The following is a 16,729-nucleotide window of genomic DNA, read 5'->3' as shown; positions in this document are numbered from 1 at the left end:
TTTACGCTGGCCTGTATACACATGAGAACCAAACTAAAAGCGAAACCAAGACGTTAAGCCCTAGTCGGCTTCGAGCGCGTTGGCTTCTGCTTTTGTGATCTGCATTTCTTTCCACCAGCTATCGTCGGCATCCACTTCACCAATGGCGTTAATAGCAGGCAGTGGCAAACCTTTGCGTTGGCATAGTTTGTACAAGCGAGGATAACCGTTTTGAAAGGCCAATGCTTGGCACTCTTCTTCTGGCAATCGTTGCGTGTTATACATACCAGCAATGGTGCGCTGGCGCTGGGCTTCGTATAGCACTAGCGCTGCGGCTACCGATACATTCAACGACTGCACCATGCCCATCATGGGAATAACGATGTCGTGGTCGGCAACGGCTTTCGCCTCATCAGAGGCACCGTATTTCTCTTGGCCAAACAAAATAGCCGTTGGCTTGGTGTAATCAATATCACGAAAATCGACAGCGGAATCAGATAAATGAGTAACTAACACCTGCATGCCTTGGCCTTTTAGTTCAGCCATTGCATCGTTGATATTCTCGTGATTGGTTTGACGCACCCATTGTTGGCTGCCCATAGCAGTGCCGCGACGAAACTGATATTTCTTTTCCCACACGGTGTGAACGCGATGAATGCCAACGGCATCACAGGTTCTAACAACTGCAGAAACGTTATGCGGCTTGTGCACATTTTCAAGGCAAACCGTAAGATCGGTTTGCCTTCTTTCCAGCACTTGTCTTATGCGCTGGTAACGCTCAGGTGACATGGCTTACTCCGGCAGTTCCATTACACCATCAATTTCAATCTGTGCACCTTTAGGCAATGCTGAAACCTGAACAGCAGCGCGTGCTGGGTAAGGCTTATTAAAGTACCGGCTCATGATTTCATTAACCGTCGCAAAGTGACCTAAGTCGATAAGGAAGATGTTCACTTTGACCAAGTCGTTCGTGGTGCCACCAGCAGCGTCACACACCGCTTTAATGTTTTCAAAAACTTGTACTGCTTGCGCTTCAAAGTCATCAGAAACCATTTCCATAGTTTCAGCAACAAGAGGAATTTGGCCTGAAAGATAAACGGTAGTACCTGCTTTAACCGCTTGGCTGTAAGTACCAATAGCAGCAGGAGCCTTATCGGTCTGAATAATAGACTTAGACATAGTAGTTCCTAAATATTTGAGTAATTAGTGTCGTGATTGACTATGACGAGACACTTTCTGAACTTCCGGCATGGTGCGTATTTTCTTCATGACTCGCGCCAAGTGCACACGGTTGTGCGTGGTAAGTTCTAGGTCGATAAAGTAGATATTACTCTCTTTTTCTTCAGTTTGCAGGCCAATGATATTGGAATCGCACCCTGAAATAGTGTTCGTTAATGTTGCCAGTGTGCCCTGATGGTTAAACAATTCAATGCGTAGCGACGCTTTGAATTCACCCTGCGGGTTGTCGTCCCACTGCATGGGTAGCACGCGCTGAGGCTCTTCACGGGTAAGCTTGCGAATATTGTTACAGCCAGTTTGGTGAATGGTCATACCGCGGCCTGGGCTTAATACCGCTACAATTTCATCGTCTGGAATAGGGTGACAACAGCGAGAGTAGTGAACAAGCAGGCCTTCTGTACCACGAATGGCCACATTGCCTTTCTTGTCAGACAGATCAGTCGTGCTCTCTCCTAACAAACGGCGAGCTACGATTGCGCTTAATTCGTTACCAAGGCCGATATCTACCAATAGGTCGTCAAAATTAGCGTGCTTGGTTTCCGCTACCACACGTTCAATGTCTTCATTAGGAATATCATCTAATTTCACTGCACCTAATGCATGACGAAGTAGACGGTTACCCATGTTCACTGCTTCTTGAGAATGCTGCTTACGCAGGTACTGGCGAATACGGGTACGCGCGCGGGCGCTCACTACAAAGTTCAGCCAATTCGCATTAGGCTTCGCTTTTGGCGAGGTAATAATTTCTATGGTTTGACCGTTTTCAAGGGGCTTACTTAGGCTAAAGTTTCTGCGCTCTACGCGCACACCTACGCAGGTATTGCCTACATCAGAATGTACGGCGTAGGCAAAATCGACAGCGGTTGCGCCCATTGGCAATTCGATAATTCGCCCGTCTGGCGTAAACACGTAAATTTCATCAGGAAACAGGTCAGTCTTAACCGATTCGATGAATTCAAACGATGAACTGGCAGATTGCTGAAGCTCAAGCAAGCTTTGCATCCACTTGCGAGCACGTAGCTGTGCAGTAGTGCCATTATCGCCAGGCTCTTTATACAGCCAGTGCGCAGCTACCCCTTTATCCGCCATTTGGTCCATTTCTTGGGTACGAATTTGAATTTCTACAGGAATACCGTGAGGCCCAATTAATGACGTATGCAACGACTGGTAGCCGTTGGTACGCGGAATAGCGATATAATCTTTAAAACGGTTCTCAATTGGCTTGTACAGCCCATGCATAGCGCCGAGTGCGCGATAGCAGTTGTCCACTGATTTAACAACAATACGAAACGCATAAATATCCATTACCTCATTAAACATGAGTTCTTTGTTTTTCATCTTTCGGTAAATGGAATACAGGTGCTTTTCACGGCCTAGTACATCAGATTCTATCTCGTAGGCATCAAGGCGCGTATTAAGCTCTTCGCGTATGTTTTCGATGATTTCTTTACGGTTTCCCCTCGCCTGACGCACAGCAGATTTCAACGCGCGATGACGCATAGGGTACATGGCCTGAAAACCTAAGTCTTCAAGCTCATTTTTAATGTCGTGAATACCCAAGCGGTGGGCTATTGGCGCGTAGATTTCGAGCGTTTCCAGCGCAATGCGGCGGCGCTTGTCGGGTCGTAAAGATCCGAGCGTGCGCATATTGTGCGTGCGATCCGCAAGCTTGATAAGAATAACCCTGATGTCTTGCACCATAGCCATCATCATTTTACGGAAGTTCTCCGCTTGCGCTTCCTGTTTAGTGCTAAACGCTAGTTTATCTAACTTACTAACACCTTCTACCAGTTCAGCAACGGTATCACCAAAGGCTCCGGCCAAGTCTTCTTTGCTGTAATGGGTATCTTCAATAACGTCGTGAAGGAGTGCCGCCATGATCGTTTCGTGATCAAGGTGCATGTCAGCCAAAATACCGGCGACTGCAACCGGGTGAGTAATGTACGGATCGCCGCTTGAGCGCATTTGTCCATCGTGCGCCTCTTGCGCTAGCACAAAAGATTCTTGTACCAACTGAACGCGGTCGGCTGGTAAGTACTCTAAAACTTTCTGCTTTAAACCTTCAAACAAATACACAGTGAAGCGTGACCCTTATCTAACGATACAACCCTAAGAATACGTTTAATTGTGCGAGAAGCCAATACGCCAAAAGTAAAGCGCCAGTGCTTTTTTCAAAGCACTGGCGCTAAAATACCGATAAAACCGTTAAAAAAAGGGTTTATTGATCAGATAGGATGTTTGCTACTGATGCAAATTCAGCATGTTCTTGCTGCTCTTGCGCTTGAAGTTCTGCTTGTTCAAGCGTAGCAGCCGTTACCAAACCTTCTTCAATTTCACGAAGTGCTGTAACAGTTGGCTTATCGTTTTGAACGTCAACCATAGGATCTTTGCCTTCAGTGGCAATTTGACGTGCACGGCGTGCAGCAACAAGCACTAGGTCAAAGCGGTTACCAATTTTATCTACGGCATCTTCTACAGTTACGCGAGCCATGTATTTCTCCGAAAATTAGGTTGAACAAGTTATTCAAAAAACGGCCGCGTAGTATACACAGATACGTAACGCGATCCTAGTATTTTGTTTGAAATTGAAGCAGTCAGATCGCAGTCCGACCTTAATAATTAACTAGGTATTATCCCTACATAGTACATTACTAACCAAAGGCTGGTAGCGCTTATACTATCTAACAATAAAACCTAGTGTATAAAAGTACACTAGGCGCGGCTAGCATAAATAAAACAAATCAACAAATTATGTTATCGCCTTAGATGAGGCAAAAATGGACAAAGGACACTATTTGTCAATGCGCTCAATGTTTGAAGCTCTAACGAATAGTGTTTGAAGCAATGTAACTAAAAAGTAATATTAAATATTACAAAACATGTTTTAAACGGTGATTTCTTAACTTACTATAAAATCGTAGACGTAGTGTAGTGCTCTACAATTGATTGAATATTGAGATGTTTGCTTAGCGCATTAAACTGAGTCTTAATACAATTGAAAAGTATAACTTGGCATTCCAATTGTTTAGCAGAGGGAGTTGCGTGTTGAAATGGAACATGTAGTCGACAACGAAATCAACTTTTCGCGAAAAATTAAGCATGTTATCTTGGGCCACTGGCATCTATCGCTTAAGCACCAAACTCTTAACGACGGCGATATCTCCAGAGAGCTTGAACCCCTTCTTTTTAGTATTCTTGTCTATCTTATTAGAAACAACGACAGGGTCATTTCTAGGCAAGAACTTGCTGATGAAGTGTGGAAGCAAAACTATGTAGACGACAACGCAATAAACCGAGCGATGTCTGAACTAAGAAAAGCGCTGAAGTCAGAAAAACAGCGTGCACAAATCATCAAAACCCACTATCGCGTTGGCTATAGCCTCTCTGTGGTGCCCGAAGTTGAGTATATTGATGTATCGAAGCAAAAAGAAACGCCAGCCTCTCCTGCTCCTTCAGAAGCGATAGAAAGCAGTGACATAACTGAACGCACTGACTTTGTAATATCAAAAAAGTCGAAGTTCTTCCCGGGCATCTTACTGACTCTCGTATTTGCCATCGCGGCTGCATATTACTTTACTTCAAGCAGAGCATCTAAATCACAGGAACAGAGCCCCGTTACAGTAAAAGAAACATTACTATCATGGAAAAAAGGTGTTTCAGTGGCGCCGTTAATGTCTAAAAGCAAGCGCTATCTTGCCTACACATACAAGGGTTCTGACGACACTTCTTTTGGTTTATACATTAAGAATACTGAAACACTTGAAGAGATGCGTCTTTCGGAAGATGGCGCACAGCTATATCCAATTGCATGGTCAGAAGAAGACAGTCTCTTTTATCAAATGGTGGATATGGAAGCGGAACAACCCTGTCAAGTATGGAAAGTCGATTTGGCAGAAAATGGTATTAACAGTAATCATAGAAAATTATTCGACTGTTACGGCATTAACTTACTGCACGCTGATACTTCTGATAATGGCAAAACCCTGCTATACACTAAATTTAACTATCGCAACATTCCGAATTTATCTTCTATTGTACATAGAGACCTAGAAAAAAACACTGAGTTCCAAATATCTTCGCCTCAGGTTTCAGAATTCGGAGACTATTTTGTAAAGATCTCACATTCCGGCAAAAAAGTAGCTATTTTACGCAAACAAGCTAAAGGCGTTAAAATACTTGTTGCAAACAAAGATGGAAGTAGCCCTCGAGAAGTGATTTCTGTTGATTACTTCGTCGATGCAATTGGCTGGTCAGAAGATGACTCTCGGCTTTTCTGGCTTAATCGCGATAGCCCATCAATTGTGTCTCTATCTATAAACTCTTTGGAGTTGTCTTATCGCACGTTAGACACAGAATCGGTAGAGGGTGGCAAAATTGGTATTAACTTGGTGGATGAAAGCAGCATGATTATAGCCACCGATTATGCCGACTCAAATTTGTATAGTCTAAGTACCCACGAACCTCAGCCAATAGATTTCTCGAGCACAAATCGTTTGGAAATAACAGCATCTTCATTACACAATAATGAAGCCATAATGTACTTAGTTGGCTGGAAGAAACAGGCGCTTTGGAAGGCCGAAAACGGGTCTAGGCAAGAGTTATTTGATTCGATGCCGGATAAAAAAATCAGCTATATGGCCGTTGCCCCAAATGACGTTAAATTTGGGTTGGCAAATAAAGACTCAATTTACATCTACAACACTAAGTCACTTGAATTAGTAGATGAAATTAGTCCACCCGGTTTGATCAGCGATTTTTCGTGGCCGTTCAACAACACATTACTCATCACATATGAAGTGGACGACAAAGCAAATGCTTGGTTTTATGACCTTGATTCAAAAAAATATGTGTTGATTGCCAAAGACGTCCTCGGCGCTGCAAGAGTCGTTAATGGCAATACTTTAGTTTATCTGAACTACGATCATAATCTTGTTAAGCAAAACCTTGATACTGGGGAGAAAACTATTGTGGTAGAACTATCTGCAGCAGCTAAGCTGCGCTGGACAGTTAATGAACGATTTATTTATTACACTGAAGATGCAACCACAGTATACCAAGTACCTCTAAATGATCAGAACAATAAGGTGAAGCAGGTTGCGCATACGCATGAAAAGGAAATATGGCGATTAATAGCTAATAATAGCGGAAAGCAGCCAGAGCTATTCCTCACATTAATAGAGCAGAAAAATAATATGCTGTTAAAGCTTGATATCGAATTTAAAGCGCCCCTTGATTGATGGATTTTAGTTTCGGTTTATAGCTACCAGACAAAGCAGTTTAGTGTCGAAGATAGCTTGGACTATTCAAAGAATCTTTACTCTCTCTCCCAAAGCGTAATAAGTATTCAACACTTATTAACGCGATATTTGTATATATTTAGTTACATTTTGAAAATGTTAATATTATTAATTCCTGAGACATCATTATGAAACAGTAATGTTTACGCATAAGTAGCTGTTATGAATAAACTTTGTTGATTTTTGACTTAACTGCAATTTAGGTACAGGATTAGAGAATAACGTTCTCGAGCAGGTCAGTTGAGGAGTGCTTTGTGGGGTTCATTGTCGAAATGGATATTGATGACGATTGCCGCTCATGACGCATCTCAGCAGTTTTCTGAAGGCTTTTCTTCTGGCTATAGTAAGGGGGCGGAATTTTACAAAGACGAAAACGGGTGGAACGAATAATGAAAATTTGACATTGAATGTTATTGAAATGGCAAACGACGATATTTGGAATCCTTTCTGGTACGAAATGGGAAGAATAGCTAGAAATTGGTTCGCATCCCACGCTTTTACCAAAGAAAATAAAACGCTACACGAGATTGGCTCTGGTAGTAGTTCTTTAGCTCTAGCAGCATTTATGTCTGAAAGTAGTGATCCCCTGTTATAACAATCAATCTTAGTTCAAAGCGGCTTACTCAGGTCGCTTCATTTAGCGAGGTACAAAAATGAACTTGTTTCGCTGCGTATTTGATGAGTGCATGATCAGTTTCGGAATCTATACGGTTTACAAAATTATTGAGTTTGCGGTTGTCTACAAAGATGTTTCTTTCTTTATTGACAGTAACATGTTGCCCTTCTTCTTTTTTTTAGCGATGTTCAATGTATATCGTAAGTCAAATTCACCGCTCGGAAACACAGGCTAGGTGTATCTACAGTGTTTTTTCATAGTCGCGTCCTGCGTTAATCATTGCAGAAAACTCCAATTAAGTTTTTCTTATTAATAGGGAAGTGGACATCTTATTTTGATCAACAAAAAGCGCGATAACGTCAAAGTACTCAATTGGGACAAAACGGACTTTGCACTCTGGTATAAACGTCTCTAGAAGTACCGCTTTATATGGCCTGCCGATAACAATTTATAGCAGCTTAAAACGGGATAAAAGTGGTATGAACGAGAAAGAACTGAAAAATCACTAGCGCGCTTTTATGGATTTCAAAGCTAAATACATTACAGTCAAAGAGACTAATATCACTAATAACGATTTGTTAAACTGAATACTATCATTCAGCAGGAAATAAATTGAGAAGGAAAAAAATACTATCAGTACTATATCAAATATAAATCTAACTTTTTTCATTCTAGGCACCGTTTATGAACACAGTGAGCGGATGCTCACTGTGTTATCTTAAATTTTGAACATTATTTTCTTGTTAATGCAATCAAAGCGATATTAAGACCAATGTCTATTCCTACAGCTACTCCGATGATGAAAGGAACAACGCCACCATTGACTTCCTGCATCTGCTCCAGCGTTAATTCTTGAATATTGCTTGAATCAAAATTAGTCATGTATTTCCCCTTATTTCAATGCTGCGTAAATGCCTGCACCAGCCGCTACTAGGCCAAGACCAGCACCTACACCTTTAATAAAAGCAGGGGCTGCTGCTAAAAATAATAGCCCGCCGTTTACATCTTGCACTTGTTCGAACGTTAATTCATTCATGATTTATTCCTTATTTGTGTGTTTAAAAAAATGAATAGTTTTTCATTTCTACCTTATTACATTCTATAATTAATGAAATTTCCGCCAAATTTACTCATTAAAATTACCGAATGTTTTGCGACAGTATTAAATCGCCAAATAGATATTTAAACAAAAGCGTTAAAATCACAAGTTTAAGAAAAAATATAAATACATATAAAAATCAAACACTTGCAATCTTATATTACGAAACCGTACGGCTTTTATAATAATTCATAATAGTGTTCGAGGATGCATTTAAATATAAGTGCGAAGGAAATTTGACGTCCGTTGTTTCTATTTTTCATATCGCGTTTTTTATTACCGTGGGAATGAAGTCGAGTTTCTACTGCTAAGTGCATATTGTCATGTGCATAGTGTCCGTCCGGTAATTCCCACGTTCAATTAATAAATTAGCTACAGCGTGGTGTTCTCTTTACAAAGGAGAATGACCATGCAACAACACCCATTCTGCATTCATACTTTGTTTGCGTGATAACACTCTCATAAGATTCCATCAAAAACTCCATAAATACAGATAGATAGAAAATTACAAAAAAGCTTTTATTTACGGATAAAACTATAAGGCTTTCGTAAGAGAATAGTTTAAGTTCTCCGGTTAACCTTAAGCGTGATGGTGCACAGCAGTAAGGACCGCTACTTGAAACACTTACTGATTCACTTTTAAACATATAAGGATTAACGTTATGAAAAACTTGTCATTAAAAATTGTAACACTTGCACTTGCCCTGGCTTTCTCGTCAACTAACACATTAGCAAGCGACGCAACAACGTCGGTTTGGAAAGTATCAAATGGGGAAGACGTAGTGTATATAGGTGGCACTATACACATTTTGCCAATATCAGAATTTCCACTACCAGACGCTTTTAGTACTACCTATGAGAAAAGCGATACAATAGTGCTTGAAGCAGAATTACCAGCCCCTACTGATTTAGCTGCACAACGAAAAATAATGGCCGCCGTCGCCTACGAAGATGGCCTGTCTCTTAAAGATGAGCTTTCCGAAGAAACCTATGGCGCCCTCAATACCTATTTAAGCGCATTTGGTGCCACGGCAGACCAAGTGGCGAGCTTCAAGCCTGGAATGGTCGTCTCTATGCTTGTTGCTATTGAAGCCCAACGTAACCAATTGGCAGGCGAAGGTGTTGATGCCTATTTTAACCAACTAGCAAAACGCGACGGCAAAACAAGAGATTACTTGGAGACCTTAGACTTTCAAATCCAAATGATGGCAAACATGGGCGAAGGCGAAGAAGATCGCTTTATCTCTGAAACCCTAACCACATTACCCGAACTTAAAGAACTGCTTACACAAACTATTAAGGCATGGAGAAACGGCGATACCGAAGAAATAAACGAATATGTTGTTGAAAAATTCAAACGTGAGTCACCCGTGTCTTTTAACGAAGTATTTACTCAGCGAAACGCAAACTGGGTGCCACATATTGAGGCCATGTTTGGCGACGAGGATCAGGAGTTTGTATTAGTTGGTGCAGGTCACCTTGTAGGCGAAGGTAACGTCCTAAAATTACTAGAAAATAAAGGATATAAAATAGAACAACTTTAACGCCACACCAACGCCGCTTTTAGTAACTTCAAGCCCATGTGAATAAATTGGCTTGGCATTACTTACCGCTAAGCAAGCGAGGCTTTTGAACTACGCTAAGGTATATTCGGTGACTCACTCAGATTTATCTTCCGGCCCTGCGGTAAGGGTCGCGAGCTTTAGCGTAGACTATTCTTTTGGTTCGATTTTTTACACGCCTCAAGCCCCTAAATGCCCATTGCGGCTCGTTCGCCGCCCGGCAAATGACATAAACAATTTCGATTTAACCTGACAAGACAAATAAGCATTCATTCGAAGACTGCACTACACATGGCTTTTTTCAATGTATTGTAGCTTTTGAGCTAAGCATTGCCTGCATGAGATTTAATTAATTAGATAGCACCTTTGCATATTCACCCATTACTAGTTTTAAATGGCAAAAACATATCAAATAGTACTAACGAAAGAGTTGATGATGGCTCTCAGTCGGTATCCAGTACAATGAGGGGTATCGGTATGACTGCTCTCAATGGGGCGTGGGCTGGTGCTGGGTTGTTCATGAACGAGTTTCTGGATTAAGAAACTATTTTTGGGATCTAGTTTCAAGGTCCCTTTCTTTTAAATTAGGATTAGTATGAAGAATTTAAATTGGATTGGATTAGGAATTGGCATATTTCTGGGTGGCTCACTTGCTTTAGTTATCACGCGAATATTTAATCTTAATGAATGTAGGCTTAAATGAAGGTTCAGTTGTATTTATTTTTATGTTGATATTCGGCTTAATCGGCAAAAAAGTAGGTGCGTACTTCTCTATAGGTTAAAAGTCTAAAATCTAATGAAAGCAGCAACAGAATGTAAGCGTCCGCTAATCCCACCTAGCGCTTAGCGAATTACCATGGTAGTAGTTGCTCGATATCGACATTGGCTCGACCGAGCTCATCCAGGCAAGTCATCACATACTCGAACACATTAGGGTCGTTGGCTTTGGCGGTTTCGATGATGCTGTAGAGCACTGCGCTGGCATTCGCACCATTAGCAGTCTGGCTGAACAACCAGTTCTTCCGGCCGATGACGAACGGTTTTATCGCGCGCTCTGCAGGGTTATTGTCGCTGGCGAGGTGACCATCGAGTGTGTATCGAACCAGCTTCTGCCATTGGTTTAAGCAGTATTTTATCGCTTCAATGTTAAGTTCTTGAGGTTAGCCTTACCGCTCGTGTGCACCTTTCTTTTCAATTAATTTACTCAACTAAGAAGGGCCTAATGAATCGCTAGCAATTCCGAGATTTATTTCTAACAACTGAAAAAAACCTCGTTCAATCTTAAGACCTTGACCGCCGCTCAGAAGTCGTGAAATAACCCCAAAGAGTAAGCACGTGAACGTTATACTGAATACCACGAAAATAAGATAAGCGGGTGTTAACCAATCAAACATCAAGAAAAATAAACTACAGATTACTGACAAGCAAAGCGCTAACGCGAAATTTTTTAACATTTCCTCACCTTAAAATACTAAATATTAAACTCGTTTCGAAATAAACGATGATTGATTTTAGATAGCAAGTCAAACTTTCAAAAAAAACAGAAAAATCATTAAAAATCTGAAAGTTAAATCAGATTATTACTCTTAAAAAACTGGATGATAAGTTTTGATAATACTTTTTCTTCTTATCACTTTATTTTAGTTACTAAATCTCATAGCCGTTTTAACATTAAAAATGCAGTAGCCTTAAAATTAGACAGACGTTACTGGGTTTAACCTTGAAGTGATTTATACAAAATCTGAGGAAGTCTGTCTCTGATAGGCAATCAGCATCTCAGTGCAGTCACAATGATGACAACAGTTATTTGGAATTACTTATCCAGTCTAGCCCAGATCAGTGATGATGCAGTCACGACAATTGGCTAATGATAGAGTGAAATCGTCAAATTTTTATTGTTGATAAAAACCGTTCTTCATTTCATCCACGAATGCTTATCTACTGTAATCTACTAGTAAGAGATAGATAAAAACGTCGTAGCAAGTCATACATAACGAACTCGTGTTCTCGCGTGTACGCGTTGAACAACCGATTATTAAGCATATGTAGTATAGACGTTACCAGCTCATCTTTATTTATACTAGATGACCGCAGAGCTGAGCTTGCATCAGCGACGACTTGTTCGTATTCACGACCCCAGCTTTCAATCTTTGTGAATAATTCTTGCGGTGTCTCTGCACCGTTTTTTTCTTCGGGCCGTAGGGCAAAATGAAAATCATTGATTAATACTGATTTTAAGTTCCTATATTTCTCACCTAATTGCTTTCGTAACTCTACATTCTCGTTAAACTCCCTTCCAAACGCTTCTCTTAAAGCGTTTACCAAAGCAAGTTTCTGTGGCCAGCTGTAGCCAAAATAGGTCAATATTTGGTCAATACAAAGCGCGGCAGCCCTCCATCGAATATCATCTCCATAAGTATGAACCAATGGGATTAACTCGGTAGCTAAGTCACTTTCCAACCTGAAAAGTGTTTCACAGTGTTCTAGTAGCTGTTCGCCTCCATAGCGCTCTAACTCTCTCTGGTAAGTAAAAAGCTCGACACGCTCGACCTCATTGTTGTCAATAAAGGATTGAAGATGCTGGTGTATAAGGGGCAAAAGCTTCCCATATAGCACCTCAGGCTCACCTAGAAACCTAATTCTCAGATGCCAATCAGGATCACCAAAACGAATGAAAAACCATTTATCAAATAGTGATGTCGACGATTTAATAAATGACGCCAGGTGATAAGCTAATACACCTTCAACTTGATTATTGCCGGAATACACTTTAATGCTCATCCATTTTGAACCTGGCGAGTAGCTTCGCGTTTCGTTGTCAATCATTGTATGGCGTTGATTTAACCGAGTGGCTTTATAAGAAGCCGCATTTTTGTTCACCAAAGGGACGATAATCTCATTAGCGTATCCTTCACCCATTTCGTTTTTGACTGATGAAACATACTGATTGGGTAGTGACTCTTTAAGAACTACTTCTTTGAACATTCTCGATTCTTCAACGAGCATAGTAAAAAGTAAGGGATTTTTAAGATTGAGGGTCAATGCGTTGTCACCGACAGAAAAGACTACAACATCATCAAGCTGATACTTTTCTTTCAACGCACTATATCGGTTATCACAATATTTGTTTTTCTCAAGAACGCTGGATAAAGCGGAGTGAGGAATACGCCACGTTTTTTCGTGCAGCACGATATCATCCAACATTACTCTTGGTGTAAAACAATATGTCGAAAATACATCAGGCATGATATTTGTGGGTATTGAGTAATATTGATACTGAATCGAGCACAAAAATCGGTAGACGCTTAAACTTCGATTAGAAAAGTTATGGGCATTCGACATTCTTGGTATCACTTGCTTTTTCAGTCTTTTAGACCATAACTTTATTCTATTTTCTTCCACCCAAACATATAGATCGTTTACTGAGATAGAATATTCATTTTCAATATCGCTATCAGCCATAAATACAATCTCATAATCCCTTAAGCGCGGACGCGCAATCACGTTACCTGGACGTCCATCCGGCATGTGAACGACTTCGGCAAAAACGACATCCTCAGAGTTAAGCTCTTCTTGCTTAAGGTGTTCTTTAACTTGTTCTTTCAAATTTTCATCGAGATGACAAAACCTACCGATTAGATTTGCCGCCGAGGGACCATAAACTGATATAAGTTTGATTAATTCTTTGTCGTCATTATTAAATAAAGAGACGACCGCGCCGTAAGAATATGGAAGCTTTGTATTGTCTTGTGTTGAGTCAATCGCATCTGCTAGTTCTTTTGAAGACAACGTAAGTGTTTCTGTGCTCTGATAATTCGGAAGGCTCATCTTTTGCAAGATTAGCTTATGCATAGGGCTCAATTCATTGGTTTTACGACTTGATAAACGACTTCGTAGATTTAAATTTGATAGCAAGCTCGATTCATATCCCGTATCTTCTGAGAAACCAATACCAGATTCATCGTCTAATACTGCTGTTAAAGGGATGAGCTGCTGATCAAAGCGTTTAGTAAACTGTGCAATAAAACTAGAAAATGGATTATGTGTGACCGCACTTGCTCGAGAAATCAACTCAATGGCCTGCTGAATTGTGGAAGTAACATCCACCGCTAATTCACTCTTAACCATTTCAGGTGCTATATCTACCTGAAACAGTTTGTTCTCTTGAATATTGATTGGTAAATCGCGCAGCGTGGTAATTACGTTTTTGTAGTCTTCTATGCTAGAGCAATCGTCTTCATCAATACGTTGCAATAATTCCACACCTTTTTTTAACCCATCATATTCGGCAAATGGTTCAAGTGAAGCTAGCAATGCTTTATCAGGTGATGATGCAGTTAAAGGCAGTGGTAAGTGTGGAATAATGATAGATTCATCTATCAGTTGCTTCACAAACGCTTCAAGTTCCGCGACGGAGAAGCTTTCGTATTTGGCGTGTAATTTTAGCGTTATGTCGTCGAAAGAAACTGGCAATTCGCAAAACGATAATACAAAGTCTAAAATATCAGTTTTTTGAACGGATGAGAGTCTATAATGCTTTGCATCTTCGCTGTCATATGACTCGATGTAACGGATCGTCTCATCGCAAACAGCTATGGAAGGGTTCGCGCGATAAGATAGATTTTTAACCTCTCTTTTTGATACGGCAGCTTTAAGCTGACTAAGCATCAATATATCAAACCGTGTTTTTCTCGTATATCTACTATAAGCGGGTACTATTAATTTTGTATGCTCCGATGGCTTACCCATGCTTATGCCAGAAAACAGCCCAAAGGGCGTAGGTCTTGACGACATACGAATAAAATACTTAATCAGGGTACTTCGTATTTTTTTGCCTTGCTTAGAGTGCGGCCGCTTTAACCATATGACAACACGCGAATGCAAAGATGGACTAGCAATATATAAGCTTTCCATTACCTGTTCGCGATTCAGCCAATTTAATAAGAGTTCGTCTGCATCATTAGACGCGTTAAACAGTGGCTTTAGAAGATCAAAAGGTAATCTTGGTATACGTAGAACGAAAAAACCATCAGGAGCACTAATTTGCTTCATTGTAAAACACCGTTTATTCCATTATGTAACGGTAAATTAGCAATTAAAATAACATCATAAAAGCCTGCCTCATAAACAAATAAGTTGAATAGTGATGTACTTGCTCTAAATCTTGTATTAAGTGCGGATTCATATAATCTCACGCTTCACATGACAGCCTTTACAGCATCTTCTGCCAACGTATAGCAACTGCTTACATGCTACCCTTTCGACAATTTATACATAGAAACGTATCAGCGGATTACAGAGGTTGAAAGCTGCTTTATCTTTAGCGATAGAGATGAGCTCATTTTCGGCTAACTTTTGCAGTCTTATTGAAAAACTATGTAAGTAATGCGCTTGAGAGCTGAACTCGGGGCATAAAAAAGCCTCAACATGGCGGTGTCGAGGCTTTCCTTACAAGTGCGAGATTATGCAAATGTAATAAGGAAATTAAATCGTAAGGTCTACATTCCCTTTTTTCAAGGCCATTCTTATCTTATGTCAACATTATTAATACTTAGCAAAAAATAAAAAGCTATATATAACAAAAACATAAATCACAATCTTATTTTTATTTTCTAACATCTTCATAAGCGACTTTTCCTCTCAATTCGTTAATCATCATTTTGCGGTGCATGTGATTTGCGATGCTTATCGAATGCACTATCACAAAATATTTTTAATACAAAACGATAAGGAAATACTATGGCACACAACAACCAACCAACGCTCATGCTTAAAAAAACAACATTGAAGAACTTAAGTTTAGACGGTGCGGTAATTCCCAGAGAGGCAACAAGATCTGTTGTTGGAGGGACAAATGACAAAGAACAAGTCGACGGTTTTTACGGACAAGCAAATGTGCAAGCCGCGTCGACCAATATTACCTTTAGCTCTACATATCCACGGCTTTAAAAGAAATGAAGTCAATGCCTTTAATAACCGTGACAGCTGCGCTTAGTACAATTGTTTCCGGGTTTACTAATGGAACAGAAGTCCAGCTATTTAAACCAAGCGCAGCCGTTGTTCTGGCAAGAAAGGGCGGAGATATAGACGACATATTGGCGCAAGTGGGAGACGTGTTGGAAAAAGGCGATGCTCTTATTCTTGTGCGAGGAGGAGACGTTAGCAGCGTTATCAAAGCCCCTCAACGAGGTGAATTGAAGCGCTATGGCTCTAATGTAAAGGTAGACAAGCATCTGCAAGCTGGAGATTTCGTAGCGGTGTTGCAAACAAAGGACGTTGACGGCGTTATTAGTTTGGATATCAATTCACAAATAACCGATCAACTAAGTATAGGAAAGTACTGCTGTATTGTTGTTAACGAGGAATCATTTACAGTTCAAGTAAGCGATGTCACGAAGCATGACGACAGGTACTTTCTTTACTTTTCATCGCAAGACCAGTTATCAGAATTAATGGTTCTTCTTGAATCTACAAAACCGCAGGAATTAGATATTTCATTTCAATTGAGTCAGAAATAACTATTTAAAATAAAGCGAAAGTGAAAAGGTTAACGGTTCAAGTTATACCCGCACGCTGAGGATTAAAATATGACAGTTAACGATTTTTTTAAACACTACTACGATGTTATTTGTAACGGCGACTTAAATGCATTGGACGAGCTTTATCATAGTGATTCCCCTTTTCTGGCTAGCGTAAAAGCGCAGTATGAGTCAATTCGCCAACAGCTTGAGATGACCATTGAAGTGCTCTCTATTGAGCTGGTCGCCAAGCAAAATGACCTCCTAGTTATCCGCGATAAAATTAATTTTCAAGGAAAGCAAGGAGCGCAGGTCATGTCTAACCAATCTGAAAATTTGCATGTAATGACCCGAAAGCCCGACCAAGATTGGAAGGTTCATAGTACTGCATGCTTAAGAGTAAAAGAGGCGTAAGCAAA

Annotated in this window: 14 protein-coding genes and 1 pseudogene; 7 read left to right on the top strand and 8 right to left on the bottom strand. The window is 40.4% G+C overall.

The genetic code is table 11. The features are described 5' to 3' along the window. Positions 1-60: 60 nt before the first annotated feature. The 4 genes from trmH to rpoZ form a co-directional block, all read right to left on the bottom strand. Positions 61-768 carry a tRNA (guanosine(18)-2'-O)-methyltransferase TrmH gene (gene trmH / locus V7R42_RS14145; RefSeq protein ID WP_334020912.1) on the bottom strand — a complete coding sequence of 236 codons (708 nt, stop codon included), beginning with the start codon at positions 766-768 and terminating at the stop codon, positions 61-63. 3 nt (positions 769-771) lie between these two features. Continuing rightward, positions 772-1,158 carry a RidA family protein gene (locus V7R42_RS14140; protein WP_025257011.1) on the bottom strand — a complete coding sequence of 129 codons (387 nt, stop codon included), beginning with the start codon at positions 1,156-1,158 and terminating at the stop codon, positions 772-774. Between the two features lie 24 nt (positions 1,159-1,182). Next, on the bottom strand, positions 1,183-3,294 hold the full coding sequence (gene spoT, locus V7R42_RS14135) for a bifunctional GTP diphosphokinase/guanosine-3',5'-bis pyrophosphate 3'-pyrophosphohydrolase (protein ID WP_334020911.1): 2,112 nt from the start codon (positions 3,292-3,294) through the stop codon (positions 1,183-1,185). 142 nt (positions 3,295-3,436) lie between these two features. Then, positions 3,437-3,709 carry a DNA-directed RNA polymerase subunit omega gene (gene rpoZ / locus V7R42_RS14130; RefSeq protein WP_014947805.1) on the bottom strand — a complete coding sequence of 91 codons (273 nt, stop codon included), beginning with the start codon at positions 3,707-3,709 and terminating at the stop codon, positions 3,437-3,439. A 559-nt stretch (positions 3,710-4,268) separates the two neighbouring features. On the opposite strand from rpoZ, the gene V7R42_RS14125 reads away from it, so the two are divergent. The 3 genes from V7R42_RS14125 (at position 4,269) to tnpB (ending at position 7,546) form a co-directional block, all read left to right on the top strand. After that, entirely contained in the window at positions 4,269-6,455 is a 2,187-nt protein-coding gene (locus V7R42_RS14125) for a winged helix-turn-helix domain-containing protein (RefSeq protein ID WP_334020910.1), read from the top strand. Between the two features lie 358 nt (positions 6,456-6,813). After that, positions 6,814-7,110 carry a hypothetical protein gene (locus V7R42_RS14120; RefSeq protein ID WP_334020909.1) on the top strand — a complete coding sequence of 99 codons (297 nt, stop codon included), beginning with the start codon at positions 6,814-6,816 and terminating at the stop codon, positions 7,108-7,110. A 355-nt stretch (positions 7,111-7,465) separates the two neighbouring features. Next, positions 7,466-7,546 (top strand): IS66 family insertion sequence element accessory protein TnpB, encoded by an 81-nt coding sequence (gene tnpB / locus V7R42_RS19955; RefSeq protein ID WP_438823659.1) that lies wholly within the window; start codon positions 7,466-7,468, stop codon positions 7,544-7,546. Positions 7,547-7,863: 317 nt separating this feature from the next. Here the strand turns inward: tnpB and V7R42_RS14115 are convergent, their stop codons facing one another. Further along, positions 7,864-8,013 (bottom strand): class IIb bacteriocin, lactobin A/cerein 7B family, encoded by a 150-nt coding sequence (locus tag V7R42_RS14115; protein WP_334020908.1) that lies wholly within the window; start codon positions 8,011-8,013, stop codon positions 7,864-7,866. A 10-nt stretch (positions 8,014-8,023) separates the two neighbouring features. After that, on the bottom strand, positions 8,024-8,167 hold the full coding sequence (locus tag V7R42_RS14110; RefSeq protein ID WP_334020907.1) for a hypothetical protein: 144 nt from the start codon (positions 8,165-8,167) through the stop codon (positions 8,024-8,026). Positions 8,168-8,892: 725 nt separating this feature from the next. Here V7R42_RS14110 and V7R42_RS14105 point away from each other — a divergent pair. Next, positions 8,893-9,774, top strand: coding sequence for a TraB/GumN family protein (locus V7R42_RS14105; RefSeq protein WP_334020906.1), 882 nt, complete (start codon positions 8,893-8,895; stop codon positions 9,772-9,774). 869 nt (positions 9,775-10,643) lie between these two features. On the opposite strand, the pseudogene V7R42_RS14100 reads toward V7R42_RS14105, so the two are convergent. Together V7R42_RS14100 and V7R42_RS14095 are read right to left on the bottom strand one after the other, a co-directional pair. After that, positions 10,644-10,934 (bottom strand): annotated as a pseudogene (locus tag V7R42_RS14100) (IS66 family transposase); the annotation flags it as partial. A 796-nt stretch (positions 10,935-11,730) separates the two neighbouring features. Further along, positions 11,731-14,844 (bottom strand): lantibiotic dehydratase, encoded by a 3,114-nt coding sequence (locus V7R42_RS14095; RefSeq protein WP_334020905.1) that lies wholly within the window; start codon positions 14,842-14,844, stop codon positions 11,731-11,733. Between the two features lie 687 nt (positions 14,845-15,531). Here V7R42_RS14095 and V7R42_RS14090 point away from each other — a divergent pair. The 3 genes from V7R42_RS14090 to V7R42_RS14080 all read left to right on the top strand — a co-directional run bounded on the left by V7R42_RS14090 (position 15,532) and on the right by V7R42_RS14080 (position 16,724). Further along, the gene (locus V7R42_RS14090; protein ID WP_334020904.1) at positions 15,532-15,741 is read left to right on the top strand and encodes a hypothetical protein; all 210 of its coding nucleotides are present in this window, start codon (positions 15,532-15,534) and stop codon (positions 15,739-15,741) included. A 14-nt stretch (positions 15,742-15,755) separates the two neighbouring features. Continuing rightward, a complete protein-coding gene (locus tag V7R42_RS14085; RefSeq protein WP_334020903.1) occupies positions 15,756-16,310 on the top strand; it encodes a hypothetical protein in 555 nt (184 codons plus the stop codon). A 69-nt stretch (positions 16,311-16,379) separates the two neighbouring features. After that, positions 16,380-16,724: a hypothetical protein gene (locus tag V7R42_RS14080; RefSeq protein ID WP_334020902.1), complete on the top strand. Its 345-nt coding sequence runs from the start codon at positions 16,380-16,382 to the stop codon at positions 16,722-16,724. Positions 16,725-16,729: the final 5 nt, after the last annotated feature.

It is taken from the genome of Alteromonas sp. S015 (assembly GCF_036864485.1).
Taxonomy (GTDB): Bacteria; Pseudomonadota; Gammaproteobacteria; order Enterobacterales; family Alteromonadaceae; genus Alteromonas.
Note: the sequence above shows the minus strand (reverse complement) of the source record. Positions and strands in the feature narration are given on the sequence as shown.

Coding starts and splice junctions, on each gene's coding strand:
- V7R42_RS14095 (WP_334020905.1), bottom strand. CDS start 14,844: ATGAAGCAAATTAGTGCTCCTGATGGTTTTTTCGTTCTACGTATACCA.
- V7R42_RS14125 (WP_334020910.1), top strand. CDS start 4,269: ATGGAACATGTAGTCGACAACGAAATCAACTTTTCGCGAAAAATTAAG.
- rpoZ (WP_014947805.1), bottom strand. CDS start 3,709: ATGGCTCGCGTAACTGTAGAAGATGCCGTAGATAAAATTGGTAACCGC.
- V7R42_RS14105 (WP_334020906.1), top strand. CDS start 8,893: ATGAAAAACTTGTCATTAAAAATTGTAACACTTGCACTTGCCCTGGCT.
- V7R42_RS14120 (WP_334020909.1), top strand. CDS start 6,814: ATGACGCATCTCAGCAGTTTTCTGAAGGCTTTTCTTCTGGCTATAGTA.
- V7R42_RS14110 (WP_334020907.1), bottom strand. CDS start 8,167: ATGAATGAATTAACGTTCGAACAAGTGCAAGATGTAAACGGCGGGCTA.
- V7R42_RS14115 (WP_334020908.1), bottom strand. CDS start 8,013: ATGACTAATTTTGATTCAAGCAATATTCAAGAATTAACGCTGGAGCAG.
- V7R42_RS14140 (WP_025257011.1), bottom strand. CDS start 1,158: ATGTCTAAGTCTATTATTCAGACCGATAAGGCTCCTGCTGCTATTGGT.
- trmH (WP_334020912.1), bottom strand. CDS start 768: ATGTCACCTGAGCGTTACCAGCGCATAAGACAAGTGCTGGAAAGAAGG.
- V7R42_RS14085 (WP_334020903.1), top strand. CDS start 15,756: ATGCCTTTAATAACCGTGACAGCTGCGCTTAGTACAATTGTTTCCGGG.
- V7R42_RS14080 (WP_334020902.1), top strand. CDS start 16,380: ATGACAGTTAACGATTTTTTTAAACACTACTACGATGTTATTTGTAAC.
- V7R42_RS14090 (WP_334020904.1), top strand. CDS start 15,532: ATGGCACACAACAACCAACCAACGCTCATGCTTAAAAAAACAACATTG.